13 protein-coding genes are annotated in these 14,875 nt (G+C 71.7%); 11 read left to right on the forward strand and 2 right to left on the reverse strand.

The window, feature by feature from the left end; all coding sequences use genetic code 11:
* The first annotated feature begins 743 nt into the window (after positions 1–743).
* The 4 genes from E0H26_RS20230 to E0H26_RS20245 all read left to right on the forward strand — a co-directional run bounded on the left by E0H26_RS20230 (position 744) and on the right by E0H26_RS20245 (position 5,132).
* Positions 744–2,306 carry an MFS transporter gene (locus E0H26_RS20230; protein ID WP_131305985.1) on the forward strand — a complete coding sequence of 521 codons (1,563 nt, stop codon included), beginning with the start codon at positions 744–746 and terminating at the stop codon, positions 2,304–2,306.
* Between the two features lie 19 nt (positions 2,307–2,325).
* Positions 2,326–2,925 carry a TetR/AcrR family transcriptional regulator gene (locus E0H26_RS20235; protein WP_131305988.1) on the forward strand — a complete coding sequence of 200 codons (600 nt, stop codon included), beginning with the start codon at positions 2,326–2,328 and terminating at the stop codon, positions 2,923–2,925.
* A 205-nt stretch (positions 2,926–3,130) separates the two neighbouring features.
* Positions 3,131–3,847 carry a DedA family protein gene (locus E0H26_RS20240; protein WP_131305991.1) on the forward strand — a complete coding sequence of 239 codons (717 nt, stop codon included), beginning with the start codon at positions 3,131–3,133 and terminating at the stop codon, positions 3,845–3,847.
* Positions 3,848–4,019: 172 nt separating this feature from the next.
* Entirely contained in the window at positions 4,020–5,132 is a 1,113-nt protein-coding gene (locus E0H26_RS20245) for a calcium:cation antiporter (RefSeq protein WP_131305994.1), read from the forward strand.
* A 25-nt stretch (positions 5,133–5,157) separates the two neighbouring features.
* Here the strand turns inward: E0H26_RS20245 and E0H26_RS20250 are convergent, their stop codons facing one another.
* Together E0H26_RS20250 and E0H26_RS20255 are read right to left on the reverse strand one after the other, a co-directional pair.
* The gene (locus E0H26_RS20250; RefSeq protein ID WP_131306314.1) at positions 5,158–7,077 is read right to left on the reverse strand and encodes a helix-turn-helix domain-containing protein; all 1,920 of its coding nucleotides are present in this window, start codon (positions 7,075–7,077) and stop codon (positions 5,158–5,160) included.
* Positions 7,078–7,091: 14 nt separating this feature from the next.
* On the reverse strand, positions 7,092–7,874 hold the full coding sequence (locus E0H26_RS20255) for a 3-hydroxybutyrate dehydrogenase (RefSeq protein WP_131305997.1): 783 nt from the start codon (positions 7,872–7,874) through the stop codon (positions 7,092–7,094).
* A 215-nt stretch (positions 7,875–8,089) separates the two neighbouring features.
* Between E0H26_RS20255 and ruvC the strand changes: the two genes are divergently transcribed.
* From ruvC to E0H26_RS20290, 7 genes are all read left to right on the forward strand, one after another.
* The gene (gene ruvC, locus E0H26_RS20260) at positions 8,090–8,617 is read left to right on the forward strand and encodes a crossover junction endodeoxyribonuclease RuvC (protein WP_131306000.1); all 528 of its coding nucleotides are present in this window, start codon (positions 8,090–8,092) and stop codon (positions 8,615–8,617) included.
* A complete protein-coding gene (gene ruvA / locus E0H26_RS20265; protein WP_131306003.1) occupies positions 8,614–9,216 on the forward strand; it encodes a Holliday junction branch migration protein RuvA in 603 nt (200 codons plus the stop codon). Before ruvC ends, ruvA begins: the two co-directional genes overlap by 4 nt.
* Positions 9,217–9,271: 55 nt before the next feature.
* Positions 9,272–10,342 carry a Holliday junction branch migration DNA helicase RuvB gene (gene ruvB / locus E0H26_RS20270; RefSeq protein ID WP_131306006.1) on the forward strand — a complete coding sequence of 357 codons (1,071 nt, stop codon included), beginning with the start codon at positions 9,272–9,274 and terminating at the stop codon, positions 10,340–10,342.
* Between the two features lie 136 nt (positions 10,343–10,478).
* Positions 10,479–10,817, forward strand: coding sequence for a preprotein translocase subunit YajC (gene yajC, locus E0H26_RS20275; RefSeq protein ID WP_206025262.1), 339 nt, complete (start codon positions 10,479–10,481; stop codon positions 10,815–10,817).
* A gap of 284 nt (positions 10,818–11,101) precedes the next feature.
* Positions 11,102–12,982 carry a protein translocase subunit SecD gene (gene secD, locus E0H26_RS20280; protein WP_206025265.1) on the forward strand — a complete coding sequence of 627 codons (1,881 nt, stop codon included), beginning with the start codon at positions 11,102–11,104 and terminating at the stop codon, positions 12,980–12,982.
* Between the two features lies 1 nt (position 12,983).
* Positions 12,984–14,174, forward strand: coding sequence for a protein translocase subunit SecF (gene secF / locus E0H26_RS20285; protein WP_131306012.1), 1,191 nt, complete (start codon positions 12,984–12,986; stop codon positions 14,172–14,174).
* Between the two features lie 104 nt (positions 14,175–14,278).
* Complete coding sequence (locus tag E0H26_RS20290) at positions 14,279–14,845, forward strand: adenine phosphoribosyltransferase (RefSeq protein WP_131306015.1); 567 nt, start codon at positions 14,279–14,281, stop codon at positions 14,843–14,845.
* Positions 14,846–14,875 lie beyond the last annotated feature (30 nt).

The following is a 14,875-nucleotide window of genomic DNA, read 5'->3' on the forward strand; positions in this document are numbered from 1 at the left end:
GCGGCGGCGATGGGGTTGACCGGTGCCGGATCGGTGGTGGTGTGGTTCAGCGGGCCGGCGGCGAGGCCACCGGCGACGGTCAGACCGGCGATGGCGAGCACGCTCTTACGCAGCATGGTGTTCATGATCAAGCTCCATTCGGGGGTGAGGTGGCGCGCCCGGTCGGGGGAGAGGGCGCGCAGGTACGCGCCGGGGTGGCGCGAAGAAGATCAGGGGATTCGCCCGGGTTCACGAGGCGCGGCGCGGGAGGTGGCCGGATCGGATCCGCGAGGCACCAAGGCGCTCGTCGCGGCGCCGGGTCCAGGTATAACGACCGGGCGGGGCGGCGCATTCCGGGGACCGCCAGGGGGCGTCTCCGGCGCGGTGGCTCGTCCTCGGCCGTGCGAAGGACACCGTCGCGGGGCGGCCCCGGCTCCGTCAGCCCGTCGCGTGGGGCAGCCCGGCTCCGTCAGCGGATCACCGTCGCGGGCGGTCTGCCTTCGTCAGCCACCCGGTTACAACGCCACCCACCTGCCGAAGATTCCGTCCACGCCCCACCGACCTGCGCCGCATAGCGGACATCGACCCCAGACGGGCACACCGGCAGACACGCCCAGCGGGGGCGACTCGCCTCGCGCCGAACCCCCGCTGGCGGTGACCGGGATCACAGACGATACGAAACAGTTCCGTATCGTTAATGCCGGGCCTACGCTCAGATTCGATTACGGACGGGACCGTATCGAAACGCCGGGGGGTGCGCGGAGATGCCGCCGAACGAGAACACCGGACACCCGAGGAGGTGGGCGATCCTCGGGGTGCTGGTGATCAGCCTGCTCGTGGTCGTCCTCGACAACACCATTCTCAACGTCGCGCTGCGTACGCTCGCCGACCCGGTGCACGGTCTCGGGGCCAGCCAGGGCGAACTGGAATGGTCGATCAACTCCTACACGCTGGTCTTCGCCGGGCTGCTGTTCACCTTCGGCGTGCTCGGTGACCGCGCCGGCCGGCGGCGCATGCTGCTCATCGGCCTGGTGCTGTTCGGCCTGGCGTCGCTGGTCTCCGCGTACGCGCAGAGCCCCGGCCAGCTGATCGCGGCCCGCGCGCTGATGGGGGTCGGCGGCGCGGCCATCATGCCGGCCACCCTGTCGATCATCTCCAACGTCTTCGACCCGCGTGAACGGGGGCGGGCCATCGGGATCTGGGCCGGCGCGGTCGGGTTGGCGGTGGCGATCGGCCCGGTCCTCGGTGGCCTGCTGCTGGAGCACTACTGGTGGGGCTCGGTCTTCCTGATCAACGTGCCGGTCGTCGCGCTCGGCGTGGTCCTGGTGGCGCTGCTGGTGCCCGAGTCGCGGGATCCGGCCCCGGGTCGGATCGACGCGTTCGGCGTACTGCTCTCGGTGGTCGGTCTGGTCACCCTGACCTACGGCATCATCGACGGTGGCGAACACGGCTTCGGTCGGCCGCTGGTCTGGGTCGCCGTCGTCGGCGGACTCGGGGTGCTGGCCTGGTTCGTGGCCTACGAGCGGCGCAGCAGCCACCCGTCACTGGACGTACGGCTGTTCCGGCTGCCGCACTTCGCCGCGCCGGTGGCGATGATCGGGCTGGTCTTCTTCGCCGCCATGGGCGTGATGTTCTTCAGCTCGTTCTACCTGCAACTGGTGCGCGGCTACAGCCCGCTGGAGACCGGCCTGCTCTTCCTGCCCTTCGCCGTCGCCCAACTGGTCTTCGCCCCGCGCAGCGCCACCATGGTGCGCCGGTACGGTGCCCGCGCGGTATCGATGGTGGGGCTGGGACTGACCGCCGTGGGGCTCGGCGCGTTCGCCTTCGTCGACGCGGTCACACCCGTCTGGGTGGTGCTGGTCTGCTTCTTCCTGCAGGGCGCCGGGATGGCCAACATCATGCCGCCGGCCACCGAGTCGATCATGTCGGCGCTGCCCCGGGAGAAGGCCGGCGTCGGCTCGGCGGTCAGCAACACCATCCGGCAGGTCGCCGCCGCACTCGGCGTGGCGGTGCTCGGTTCGGTGCTGGCCGCGGGCTACCGCAACGGCATCGACCCGGCCCTGGCCGACCTGCCACCGGGAGCCCGCGAGGCGGCCGGTGAGTCGATCTCCGGTGCGTACGCCACCGCCGGGCAGCTCGGGCCGGCGGCGCCGCAGCTGATCGCGGCGGCCAACGACGCCTTCGTCTCGGCGATGCACTGGTCGGCGGCGCTGGCCGCGCTGGTCGCCGCGGGCGGCGTCCTGGTGGCGCTGCGCTGGATGCCCGGACGGCGCGACTCCGCCGTGCCGCCAGTGGTCGGTGAACCCGAGATGGCCGGTGCCGCATAACGTCGGGGACAATGCGGGCATGACTAGCACGGCAGAGGCTCCCCGGCCGCCCGGTCGGCCGCGGAGCGTCCGCGCGGCCGAAGCGATCATCGAGGCCACGCTGGACCTCCTCGCCGAGGGCAGCACGATCGAGGCGATCTCGGTGGAGGCGATCGCCGCGCGGGCCGGGGTCGGCAAGGCCACCATCTACCGTCGCTGGCCGGGCAAGGACGCGCTGTTGCACGACGCGCTGCGTACCCTCAAGGGCAGTCCGCCGCAGCCGGCCGGCCGGTCGGTCCGAGAGGACCTGATCACGCTGGTCGGCGCGATCGGGCACAACGTCGACCCCCGGGCGGCGAAGATCATGCCCTGCCTGGTGCCCGAGGTGAAACGCAATCCCGAGCACTACGCGCTCTACCAGAGCATCGTCGAGCCCCGCCGGGCGGTGCTGCGCGAGGTGCTGCGGCGCGGCATCCGCGACGGCGAACTCCGCGCCGACCTCGACATCGAGGTGACCATGGCGATGCTCACCGGCCCGATGCTCATCCAGCGGGTGATGAACTGGAACCCCGACCTGGACGTGACGACGCTCCCCGCGCGGGTCGTCGACCAGGTGCTGACCGGCATCCGCGCCGGCTGAGGCGCAACTCCCGCGCCCCGGTTGCCGACGGGCGCGCGGCCGGGGCAGGCGGAGGCGTCGGGATCGACGTGGGCCGATGTCGGGCGCCGGGCCGATCTGGGTCGGCGTGAACCTCGCCGCGACACCGCCAACGCTCCTGGACACCGCCTAGACTACGGGCGTCCCGCGGTAGTCGGGACAATTGCCGCGGTCATCGGAGGTCCCTGTGTCGACGCCCATCACTACCACCCTGGCTCTCGGGCCGGACTGGCTCGATCCTGAGTGGCTGATCTCCACGTTCGGGTTGATCGGCATCCTGGTGATCGTCTTCGCCGAGTCCGGGCTGCTGATCGGGTTCTTCCTGCCGGGTGACTCGCTGCTGTTCACCACCGGGCTGCTCGTCGCCGACGGCCAGTACCTCAAGTACCCGCTGTGGCTGGTGTGCCTGCTCATCACCATCGCCGCGATCGCCGGTGACCAGGTCGGCTACCTGTTCGGCCGCAAGGTCGGCCCGGCGCTGTTCCGGCGGCCGAACTCGCGGCTGTTCAAGCAGGAGAACCTGCTCAAGGCACACGACTTCTTCGAGAAATACGGCGCCCGGTCCATCGTGCTGGCCCGGTTCGTGCCGATCGTCCGGACGTTCACCCCGATCGTGGCGGGGGTGAGCCGGATGAACTACCGCACCTTCGTCATCTACAACGTCGTCGGCGGCATCCTCTGGGGCACCGGCGTGACCGTGCTGGGCTACTTCCTCGGCCAGATCCCGTTCGTCAAGACGAACATCGAGTACATCCTGATCGCCATCGTGGTGATCTCGGTGCTGCCGATCGTGGTGGAGTTGCTGCGGGCGCGGATGGCCGCCAAGCGGGGCGTCACGGTGCAGGAGCGCGCCGCGGCCGAGGAGGCGATCAGGGAGACCCGGCAGCACTACGGCGAGCACTGACCACCCGGCGCGGTCCGCGCCACGCGCACTGACGCGCCGATTGGCCTGCCCCGCGCAGCCCGAGGGCGGGCGGCGCGGGCCGATGGTGCCGCGTCGGCGTCGCGCGGGGCCGGCGGTGGTCTCCCGGTCGGGGATCTTGGCGTGACGCGGGTCCCGACATAGGCTATTGATCATGCTGGCCCTGGTGTCCGAGGCGACCCGCTGGCGCCGCGACATCGGCCGCATGGTCGACGTGCTGTTGTGGTGCCTCACCGTCGTCGCCGCGCTGCTCGCCGCCGTCGCCCACTTCACCGGTGCGCCGCCGGTGCTGCGCTTCTTCGGCACGTTGGCCGCGATCACCCTCGCCTCCGCCGTGCTCGGCCGGGCGCTGGACCAACTCGGCGGCCGGATGCGCCCGGCCGCCATCGGCACCTTCCAGGCAGTGGTCGGCAACCTGCCCGAGCTCATCATCTGCATCTTCGCCCTGCGCGCCGGTCTGATCACCGTGGTGCAGGCGGCGTTGATCGGATCGGTGCTCAACCTGCTGCTGCTCGGCAACGGGCTGGCGTACCTGACCGGCGGGCTGCGCAACGGGACGATGACCATCGACGGTCGGCACGCCAAGGTCACCCGGGTGATGCTGGTGCTCCTGATGGCCACGCTCATCACCCCGGCGATCGCGGTCAACCTCGGCACCCCCGCCGCCCAGCACACCAACGCCGTCTCCTACGTGGTGGCGATCGCCCTGCTGGTCGTCTTCGTGGTGGCCCTGCCGTTCCGGCTCGGCAAGAACGCCGACGCGCCCCCGCCGGTGCACAACGGTGCGGGTGAGGCCAAGGTGGGCACCTGGCCGCTGCCGCGGGTGCTCCTCGTGGTCGGCGCGGCCGGGCTGCTCATCGCCTTCGAAGCGGACTGGCTGATGGACGCCCTGTTGCCGGCGACCGAGGCGATGAACCTCAATGCCGCCTTCGTCGGTCTGTTCCTGGTGGCCACCGTCGGCAACCTGTCGCAACTCGTCCCGGCGGTCCAGCTCAGTCTCCGGGGCGACGCCGACACCGCGACCGCCATCACCATGGAGGGCGCCCTCCAGGTCGCGCTGATGCTCGCCCCGGTACTGACCCTCATCGCCCCGCTGCTCGGCGCCGGGGAGTTCACCCTGATCTTCCCGCCGTTGCAGATCGTCGCGGTCATCGTCGCGGCGCTGCTGGTCGTCTTCGTGACCATCGACGGCACGGTGAACCACCTCGAAGGGCTGGCGCTGGTCGCCCTCTACACGGTGCTCGGCTCGCTGTTCTGGTGGGGCTGACCGGCCCGGTCTCCGTCGGGGCGGCTCAGTCGGCGGGGGTACGCAGGCGGTGCAGCCGCAGGGCCAGCTGCACCTCCAGGGCCCGCTCGGGCTTCTGCCAGTCCGCGTCGAGCAGCTGCCCGACCCGCTCCAGCCGCTGGGTCACCGTGTTGACGTGTACGTGCAGCAACTCGGCGGCCCGAGCCAGGCTGCCACCCACCCCGAAGTATGCCTCCAGGGTGCGCACCAGGGCGGTGCCCCGGCGGGCGTCGTAGTCGACGACCGGGCCGATGGTGGTGGCGAGAAACCGGCTCACGTCCGTGTCGCCGCCGCCGGAGACCGTGCCCAGCAGCAGCCCGACGAAGCCCAGCTCGGCCGTGCTCGCGCCCTGCCCGGCGCGGCCCAGGGCACCCAGCGCGGTCAGGCAGCGGTCGGCCTCCTGGAAGGCGGTGGCCAGCGACGTCGGCCCGGTACACGGGCCGCTCGCCCCGGCGGTCACCGGCCGTCCGGTGACCCGGGACAGATCCCGCGCCACCGCCCGGGCGCTGCCACCGGCCTCCTGGCCGGGCAGCATCAGCACCACCCGCCCGTCGCGCGCCGCTGCCAGCCCGCCCCGGGTCGAGGCGTACGTGGTGGCCCAGGAGAGCACCCGCTGACGGGCCGAGCCGGTGGCCGCGATCGCGTCGTCGCCGACCGCCACCAGTACGTGTGGGGCGTCCAGGTCCACGCCGAGGCGGCGGGCGCGGCTGCGCAGCGCCTCGGTGTCCCGCAACGGCCGGGCGATCAGATCGTCGAGCAGTTCGCCCCGGACCCGGCCCTCCGCCTCGGCGACGGTCCGCCGGAACAGCAGCAACAACGCCGTCACCAGCGCGGCCCGCTCCAGGATTCGCTGATCGGCGTCGGCCAGTTCCCCCTCGGGGTGCAGCACCAGCGCGCCCAGGTTCTCCGCCCCGGCCACCACGGCGGCGTACCACAACTCACCCCGGCGTACGCTGCGTCCCTCGGTCCGGGACGCGGCCACCGCCTCGACGATGTCGGCCCGGTCCGGCTCGTCGATCTCGCCGACCCGGGCCAGTAGCCGGCCCTCGGTGTCCAGTGCCAGCAGCGCCCCACCCAGCACCTCGGTGACCGCCGCCGTCACGTCCTCCACCCCGCCGCCGCGCAGCACCAGCGCGGTCATCCGGTCGTGGGCCGACGCCGCGCGCTCGACCGAGGTGCTGTGCGCCCGGATGGTGGTGTTGGCCGCCGACAGTTCCGCCAACGCCGCCCGGGTCTCGGCCAGCAGCCGCGCGGTGTCGATCGCCACCGCGGCGTGCGCGGCCAGCGAGAGCAGCAGCGCCACCTCCTCACGGGCGAACGGCCGGGCCGAACGGTTCGCCGCGTAGAGCACGCCGATGCTGGTGGAGCCGAGCCGTAGCGGCACCCCGAGGATGGCCACCAGCCCCTCCTCGCCCACCCCGGCGTCGATCTCCCGGGTGTGGTGGAACCGGTCGTCCTGCGGGTAGTTCGCGGTCACGTACGGGGCGCCCGACTGGGCCACCAGGCCACCCAGTCCGGCACCCATCGGCAGCCGCAGTCGCTGGAACCGGGCCGAGACCGAGCCGTCGGTGACCCGCATGTAGGTGTCGCCGCGCTCGGCGTCGTTGAGCGTCATGTAGGCGACGTCGGCGCCGAGCAGGTGCCGGGCCCGGTGCACGATCGCCCGCAGTACGTCGTCCAGGTCACGCAGCCCGGCCAGGTCGCTGACCGTGTCGTACAGGCCGGAGAGTTCGCTCTCCCGGCGGCGGCGGCGCTCCAGCAGCGCGCGGACCCGCAGCGCGACGGTCTTGGCCTGTTCGATCTCGGCGATCCGGTCGGCCGGGAGCCCGGCCGAGCGGGCGGCGACCAGTGGCCCCTCGAACTCGACCGCGGCGGCTTCCCGGGCGAGTAGTTCCAGGAACTCCACCGGCGACGACATGACCGACATTGTGCGGGGTGCCACTAGTTCGCCGTCCAGCCCCCGTCGAGCGCGATCGAGGCGCCGGTGAGGAAGGCCGCCGGTGGTGAGCAGAGGTAGGCCATCAGTTCGGCCACCTCGTCCGGCTCGATGAGGCGTTTGACGGCCGCCCGGACCAGCATGATCTTCTCGATCACCTCGCTCTCGGGGATGCCGTGGGTGGCCGCCTGGTCGGCGATCTGGCTCTCCACCAGAGCGGTGCGCACGTACGCCGGGTTGATGCAGTTGGCGGTGACGCCGTGCGCCGCGCCCTCCAGGGCCACCACCTTGGAGAGCCCTTCCAGCGCGTGTTTCGCCGCGACGTACGCCGCCTTGTAGGGCGAGGCGCGTAGCCCGTGCACCGAGGAGATGTTGACGATCCGGCCCCAACGGCGCGCGTACATGTGCGGCAACGCCCGCCGGATCAGCAGGAACGGCGCCTCCACCATGACCCGCTGGATGTACTCGAAGCGTTCGACGGGGAACTCCTGGACCGGGGCGACGTGCTGCAGGCCGGCGTTGTTGACCACGATGTCCACGTCGGCGTCGAGCCGGTCCACCGCGGCGACGTCGGCAAGATCCACCCCGATGGCGTGGCCGCCGGCCTCGGCGGCCACCAGCTTGGCCGACTCGACGTTGCGGTCGACCACCAGTACGGTGGCGCCGGCCGCGGCCAACCGTAGGGCGCAGGCCCGGCCGATGCCGCTGCCGCCACCGGTCACCAGCGCGGTGCGGCCAGCGAGGTCGACGTTCACGACGTGGGGGACCGCCACGGGTTCTGCCGTCATGGCGCATGAAACTACGAGCTGTGTGGACGGGCGCACATGGCGTCGCGGCACATACTCCTGCGCGATGGTGTGGTCGCGGGCGACATCCTGTCGCCGTTGACGTCAGCCGGCGTGGGAGCGATGCCGCCCCGCCGGGCGTGTCCCCGGGCGCGGCCGTACGGCGGCATCGGTAGGGTGTCGAACACACGTACTGCTCGTGGCTGGGAGGGGGAGGCGTGCGGGTGCTCGGCGTCGACCCAGGGCTGACCCGGTGCGGCGTCGGCGTGGTCGAGGGGGTGCCTGGGCGTCCCTGCACGCTGGTCGCCTACTACGTGGTCTACACCGACCCGGCCGACGAGCTGCCGGCCCGCCTGCTGCACCTGGACCGCTCGCTCACCGAGCTGGTCGCCGAGCACCGGCCGGACAGCGTGGCCGTGGAGCGGGTGTTCAGCCAGCACAACGTGCGTACGGTGATGGGCACCGCCCAGGCCAGCGGGATCGCCGTGCTCGCCGGGGCCCGTGCCGGGCTGCCCGTGCAGACGTACACCCCGAGCGAGGTGAAGGCGGCGGTGACCGGTTCCGGCCAGGCGGACAAGGCGCAGATGACCGCGATGGTCACCCGGCTGCTGCGGCTGTCCGAGCCGCCGCGTCCGGCCGACGCCGCGGACGCCCTCGCGCTGGCCATCTGCCACGTCTGGCGTGGTGGTACGCGTTCGAAGCTGGCCGCCGCCGCGGACCGGGTGAGACGAGGAGGAGCGAGATGATCGCCAGTGTGCGTGGCGTGGTGACCGCCACCGGCCCGGACCATGCGGTGATCGAGGTCGGCGGGGTGGGCCTGGCCGTGCAGTGTGCCCCCGGCACCATCGCCGACCTGCGGATCGGTCAGCCGGCCCGGCTGGCCACCAGCCTGGTCGTCCGGGAGGACTCGCTCACCCTCTACGGCTTCGCCGACGACGACGCGAAGTCACTGTTCGAGCTGTTGCAGACCGCGAGCGGGGTCGGGCCACGCCTGGCCCAGGCGGTGCTCGCCGTGCACACCCCCGACGCGGTACGCAAGGCGATCGCCAACGCCGACACCGCGGCGTTGACCCGGGTACCCGGCATCGGCAAGAAGGGTGCCGAGCGGCTGGTGCTGGAGCTGCGTGACCGGATCGGCCCGGTCGCCGTCGGCGCCGACGGCGCGGCCGGGGTCACCGGTGGCGCCTGGCCGGAGCAGGTCCGCCAGGCGTTGATCGGGCTCGGCTGGACGGCGGGTCAGGCCGACCAGGCGGTCGCCGCGGTCGCGGAGTCCGTCGACGGCGCGCCACCGCCGGTGCCGGTGCTGCTCAAGCAGGCCATCCGGCTGCTGGGCCGGACCCGATGAGCGCGAGGAGTGAGCCGGGTTTGCGAGCCCCGCAGTCGCGAATGAAGAGGATCCCGTGACCGGCACCGACGGCGGGCTGGTCTCGGCGTACGCCAACGAGGCGGAGCGGGACGCGGAGGTCAGCGTCCGCCCGAAGCGGCTGGACGAGTTCATCGCCCAGCACCGGGTCCGCGACCAGCTCGACCTGCTGTTGCAGGGGGCGATGCGGCGCGGCTCGCCGCCCGACCACATCCTGCTGTCGGGGCCGCCGGGCCTCGGGAAGACCACCCTGGCCAACATCGTCGCCGCCGAGCTGGGCGCGGGGATCCGGGTGACCAGCGGCCCCGCCATCGAGCGCTCCGGTGACCTGGCCGCGATCCTGACCAGCCTCGCCGAGGGCGACGTGCTGTTCATCGACGAGATCCACCGCATCGCCAAGCCGGCGGAGGAGCTGCTCTACAGCGCGATGGAGGACTTCCGGGTCGACGTGGTGGTCGGCAAGGGCCCGGGCGCCACCGCCATCCCACTGGACGTCGAGCCGTTCACCCTGGTCGGCGCGACCACCCGGTCGGGTCTGCTGACCGGCCCGATGCGCGACCGGTTCGGTTTCGTCGCCCACCTGGATTTCTACTCTCCGGCCGACCTGGAGACGCTGCTGCACCGCTCGGCGCGCATTCTCGGGGTGCCGATCACCGACGACGGCGCGGCGGAGATCGCCGGCCGGTCCCGGGGCACCCCCCGGATCGCCAACCGCCTGCTGCGCCGGGTGCGTGACTTCGCCGAGGTTCGCGCCGACGGTGTGGTCAGCGTCGAGACCGCCCGTGCGGCGCTGACCGTGTACGACGTCGACGCGCTCGGGCTGGACCGGCTCGACCGGGCGGTGCTCCGCGCGCTGGTCGACTCGTTCCGGGGTGGCCCGGTCGGCCTGTCCACCCTCGCGGTGGCGGTGGGGGAGCAGCCGGACACGGTCGAGGAGGTGTGCGAGCCGTTCCTGGTGCGGGCGGGGCTGCTGGCCCGTACGCCACGGGGCCGGGTGGCGACGGAGGCCGCCTGGCGGCACCTGGGCCGTACGCCGCCAAATGGTACATTTGCGTCCGAAGCGCCGACCGTGCCTGATCTGTTTTCGGTGGACAGCGCCGAGCCGTGATCTGTTCGTGATCTGTGCCGCATTCGGCGTTCCCAGATACAGCGACTAGACTCGCCGCGGTCTGTACAGGATGTGAAAATCCGCCTCCGCTCCGGCGCCAAGCGCCGAGCTGGGGCCAATGGGAAGGTCGACAACCGTGTTTCACGCAGCAGAAGGCGGCGGAGCGGGCGGCTTCACGCCGATCCTCATGATCGCGCTGCTCTTCGGCGTCATGTACTTCATGATGATCCGCCCCCAGCAGAAGCGCCGCCGCGAGGCCGAGTCGATGCAGTCCGGTCTCTCCGTTGGCGACGAGGTGGTCACCATCGGCGGACTGTACGGCACGGTCTCTGGTGTCGAGGACGACAGCGTCCTGCTCGAGGTCGCCCCCGGAGTGCAGACCCGTTACGCCCGGCCGGCGATCGCCCGCGTGGTGACCAAGGCAGAGCGTCCCACCGAGCCGGTGGCCGAGGAAAGCGACGTCGTCAAGGAATGAGCACCGCGCCCACCCGGTCCACTGGTACGCCGGTGGCAACCGGGTGGGTATCGCCCGCACGCGTCCCCGGCGGGTGAGCGCCGACGCGGCGGTGGAACAACTGGATAGAAGGCCGACGCCGGGCGTCGGCGCGCCGGTTCGGTCCGGTCCACGCGCCCGCGTTGACCACCCGAGGCGGCGGCGTCAGCCCCGGGCGCCGTCGGAAGGCAGATCGTCGGCCGGAGAACCGACCGACCCGCCGTCGCGCCCGCGGCGGCGCGACCGTACAGGGAGACAGGACAGCCGTGGCACCACCTCAGGGACAGATGCGCCCGGGACGGCAGTTGGCCGTACTGGGCGGCATCCTCGTCGTCCTCTATCTTTTGGTGTTCTTCTCGGGCGGTGCCAGCGGTGGCTGGAAGGACCGGCTCGAACCCCGCCTCGGTCTTGACCTGGTCGGTGGTACCCGGCTCACGCTGGAGGCGACGAACACCCTCGACGGCCGGGCTCCGACGGCGGCGAACCTCGAACAGGCCCGCCAGATCATCGAGAGCCGGGTCAACGCGTACGGTGTGGCCGAGGCCGAGGTGGTCACCGAGGGCGACCGCAACATCGTCGTCTCCCTGCCCGGCGAGAACCGCGACCTGACCGAGATCGGTAACGCCGCCGAGCTGCGCTTCCGCAAGGTCCTGAAGATCGCCGACGGCAGCGGCGCGATCCCGTCGCCGGCGCCGAGCCCGACCGGCTCCGCCGCGCCGACGCCCACGCCGAGCCCGACCGGCAGCGCCAGCCCCACCCCGAACGCCGAGGCCAGCGCGTCGCCGTCGGCGGGCGGGCAGGGTGGCGGGGCGCCGACCCCGACGCCGTCGCAGAGCCCGAGCGCCGCGCCGTCGCCGAGCGCGAGCGAGGAGCCGGTTCCGCAGGGCATCGAGGAGCAGCGCAAGGCCGTCGAGGAGAAGGTCGGCGCGGAGGCTTGGGCCGCCGCGAACGCGTTGCAGGCGCCGGCCGACCTGACCGCCGACCCGACGCTGGCCGAGAAGCTCAAGCCGTTCGCCGAGCTGACCGGCCGCGAGGTCGCGGTGCTGCCCGCCCAGATGCAGTTCAACGTGCCGACCATCGGTTGCGTCCAGCTCGACGACCGGCCGCCGGCCTCCATCTCCGACCCGAAGCAGCAGGTCGTCTCCTGTGAGGGTGGCTACGCCAAGAACCTGCTGGACGTGGCGAAGGTGCTCGGCACCGACGTCGACTCGGCCAGCGCGGTACGCGACCAGACCAGCCAGTGGGTGGTCAGCCTGAACTTCACCCGCAACGGCCAGGAGAACTGGACCGGGCTGACCCGCGAGGCATTCAACAACGAGGGCCAGGCGTGTGACGCCTCCGCGCTCGGCGACGAGGGCAAGTGCCGGGTCGCCGTGGTGCTGGACAACAAGATCATCTCGTCGCCGCAGATCCAGGGCGTGCTCACCGGCAACTCCCAGATCACCGGCAACTTCAGCAACGCCGAGGCCAGCGAGCTGGCCGGCTACCTGAACTACGGCGCCCTGCCGGTCACCTTCGAGGCGCAGGAGTCGCAGAACGTCACCGCCACCCTGGGCGCCAGCCACCTGCGGGCCGGCCTGCTCGCGGCCGGTGTCGGCATGCTGCTGGTCATCATCTACTCGTTCTTCTACTACCGACTGCTCGGCACGGTGATCTTCGCGAGCCTGGTGCTGTCGGCGATGCTGCTCTTCGGCGCCCTGGTGGTGCTCGGCCGGCAGATCGGCTTCACGCTCACCCTCGCCGGTATCGCCGGCATCATCGTCTCGCTCGGTGTGGCGGCAGACTCGTTCGTCATCTATTTCGAACGCCTCAAGGACGAGATCCGCGAGGGTCGCAGCCCGCGCAGCGCGGTCTCCCGGGCCTGGGTCCGGGCCCGCCGGACGATCATCTCGGCGAACGCCATCACCATCCTGTCGGCGGTGGTGCTCTACGTCGTCTCGGTCGGTACGGTCAAGGGCTTCGCCTTCGCCCTCGGTCTGGCCACGGTGCTCGACCTGGTCGTGGTCTTCCTCTTCCGGCACCCGATGATGACGATGCTCGCCCGGAGCCGGGCGTTCCTGTCCCCGCGGGTCAGTGGTCTCGGCCGGGTGTTGCCGGCCAGGTCTGAGCAGGCCCAGTCCCGCAACCCGCGTGTCAAGGAGGCCTGAGATGGCTGCTGAGAACACTCTGGCAAGCCGCCTCTACCGGGGCGAGGCCGGCCTCAACATCGTCGGCCGGCGCAAGATGTGGTTCACCGTGGCCGCCGTCCTGGTGCTGATCGCGCTGGGCAGCGTCCTCATCAAGGGGTTCAACCCGGGCATCGAGTTCGCCGGTGGCAACTCGTTCCAGATTCCCACCAGCGTCGGCACCATGGACGATGCGGAGACCACCGCAGCTCAGTCGCTGAACACCGCAGGTGCCCACGTGGTGACCGCCCAGCAGGTCGGTGGAGCCGGCGGCTCGTACTACGAGTTGCGGACCACCCAGCTCGACCCGGAGCAGGCCGAGACGGTCCGGCTCGACATGGCCGAGCGGTTCGGCCTCTCCCCGGAGCAGATCAGCGCCAACCGGGTCAGCGAGGCCTGGGGTAGCCAGGTGACCAACCGGGCCCTGCTCGGTCTGGTCATCTTCATCGCCCTGGTCACGGTCTACCTGGTGCTGCGCTTCGAGTGGCAGATGGCGGTCGCGGCCATCTTCTCCCTGGTGATGAACCTGGCGCTCACCGCCGGCATCTACTCGATCGTCGGGTTCGAGGTGACCCCGTCGACGATCATCGGGTTCCTCACCATCCTGGGCTTCGCGCTCTACGACGTGGTGGTGGTCTTCGACAAGGTGCAGGAGAACTCCAGAGGCATCACGGCGAACAACAACCAGACCTACGGCGAGGCGGCCAACCTGGCGGTCAACCAGAGCCTGATGCGCTCGGTCAACACCTCGGTGGTCGCGCTGCTGCCGGTCGGCGGCATCCTCTTCATCGGTGCCGGCCTGCTCGGCGCGGGCACCCTGAAGGACCTCGGTCTGGTGCTGTTCGTCGGTATGGGCATGGCGTTCCTCACCTCGATCCTGCTGGCCACCCCGCTGCTGGTGGTGCTGAAGAACCGCGACCCGCGGATCCAGGCCCACAACAAGCGGGTGGAGGCGCGTCGGGCCGGCGCGGCGACCCGGAGCGAGAGCACCGCGAAGGCGGCCCCGTCCGCCGACCCCGAGCGGGACGAGGAGCCGGTGCCGGCGGAGGCCAGCGCGGCCATGGCCGGCGCGGCGGCCCCGAAGGTGGGTGCCCGGCCCACGGGCAAGCGGTCCGGCGGCGCCCGGGGCGGGCGCCCCGGTGGCAACCGTCCGGGCGGCGGAAAGCGACGCTGAGGGACACCGGGGCCACCCGGTAGGAACTGATCCGGCGGCGTCCGGCATGCTGTGCGAGCAGCGTGCCGGGCGCCGCCGTCGTGTGGAAGGGGAGCGGAACTGCCGTGACGGAGACCCACAGCAGCGGGGTACGGGGTGACAGCGGCCCGGAGGTGGCCCGGTTGGTGGCCAGCCGGGTGCTCGACGTGCCCGACTTCCCCAAGCCTGGCGTCATGTTCAAGGACCTCATGCCGTTGTTCGCCGACGGCGCCGCCTTCCGGGACGTGATCGACGGGATCGTCGCGTACCACGGGCGGGAGTCCTTCGACACCGTGGTCGGCATCGAGGCGCGCGGCTTCGTCGTCGCCGCGGCCATCGCGTACGCGACCGGGGTCGGCGTGGTGCCGGTACGCAAGGCCGGCAAGCTGCCCCGACCCGCCTACGCCGCCTCCTACGCGCTGGAGTACGGCGAGGCCACGCTGGAGGTGCACCAGGACGCCTTCACCGCCGGCCACCGGGTGCTGGTGGTGGACGACGTGCTGGCGACCGGGGGCACCGCGGCGGCGACCCTGGATCTGGTCGAGCGGGCCGGCGGCACCGTCGCCGGGTTCACCGTGCTGCTGGAGTTGTCCTTCCTCAAGGGGCGGGAGCGGCTGGCTCCGCGTCCCGTACATGCCCTGTTGACCGTTTGAGACGACACCGCCACCGGGCGGAGTGGGCAC

The sequence above is a fragment of the Micromonospora zingiberis genome, from assembly GCF_004331455.1.
GTDB lineage: Bacteria > Actinomycetota > Actinomycetes > Mycobacteriales > Micromonosporaceae > Micromonospora > Micromonospora zingiberis.

Bases quoted from the DNA above. Each gene is read 5' to 3' on its own strand.
- E0H26_RS20230 (WP_131305985.1), top strand. From the start codon at position 744: ATGCCGCCGAACGAGAACACCGGACACCCGAGGAGGTGGGCGATCCTC.
- E0H26_RS20235 (WP_131305988.1), top strand. From the start codon at position 2,326: ATGACTAGCACGGCAGAGGCTCCCCGGCCGCCCGGTCGGCCGCGGAGC.
- E0H26_RS20245 (WP_131305994.1), top strand. From the start codon at position 4,020: ATGCTGGCCCTGGTGTCCGAGGCGACCCGCTGGCGCCGCGACATCGGC.
- E0H26_RS20250 (WP_131306314.1), bottom strand. From the start codon at position 7,077: ATGTCGGTCATGTCGTCGCCGGTGGAGTTCCTGGAACTACTCGCCCGG.
- E0H26_RS20255 (WP_131305997.1), bottom strand. From the start codon at position 7,874: ATGACGGCAGAACCCGTGGCGGTCCCCCACGTCGTGAACGTCGACCTC.
- ruvA (WP_131306003.1), top strand. From the start codon at position 8,614: ATGATCGCCAGTGTGCGTGGCGTGGTGACCGCCACCGGCCCGGACCAT.
- secF (WP_131306012.1), top strand. From the start codon at position 12,984: ATGGCTGCTGAGAACACTCTGGCAAGCCGCCTCTACCGGGGCGAGGCC.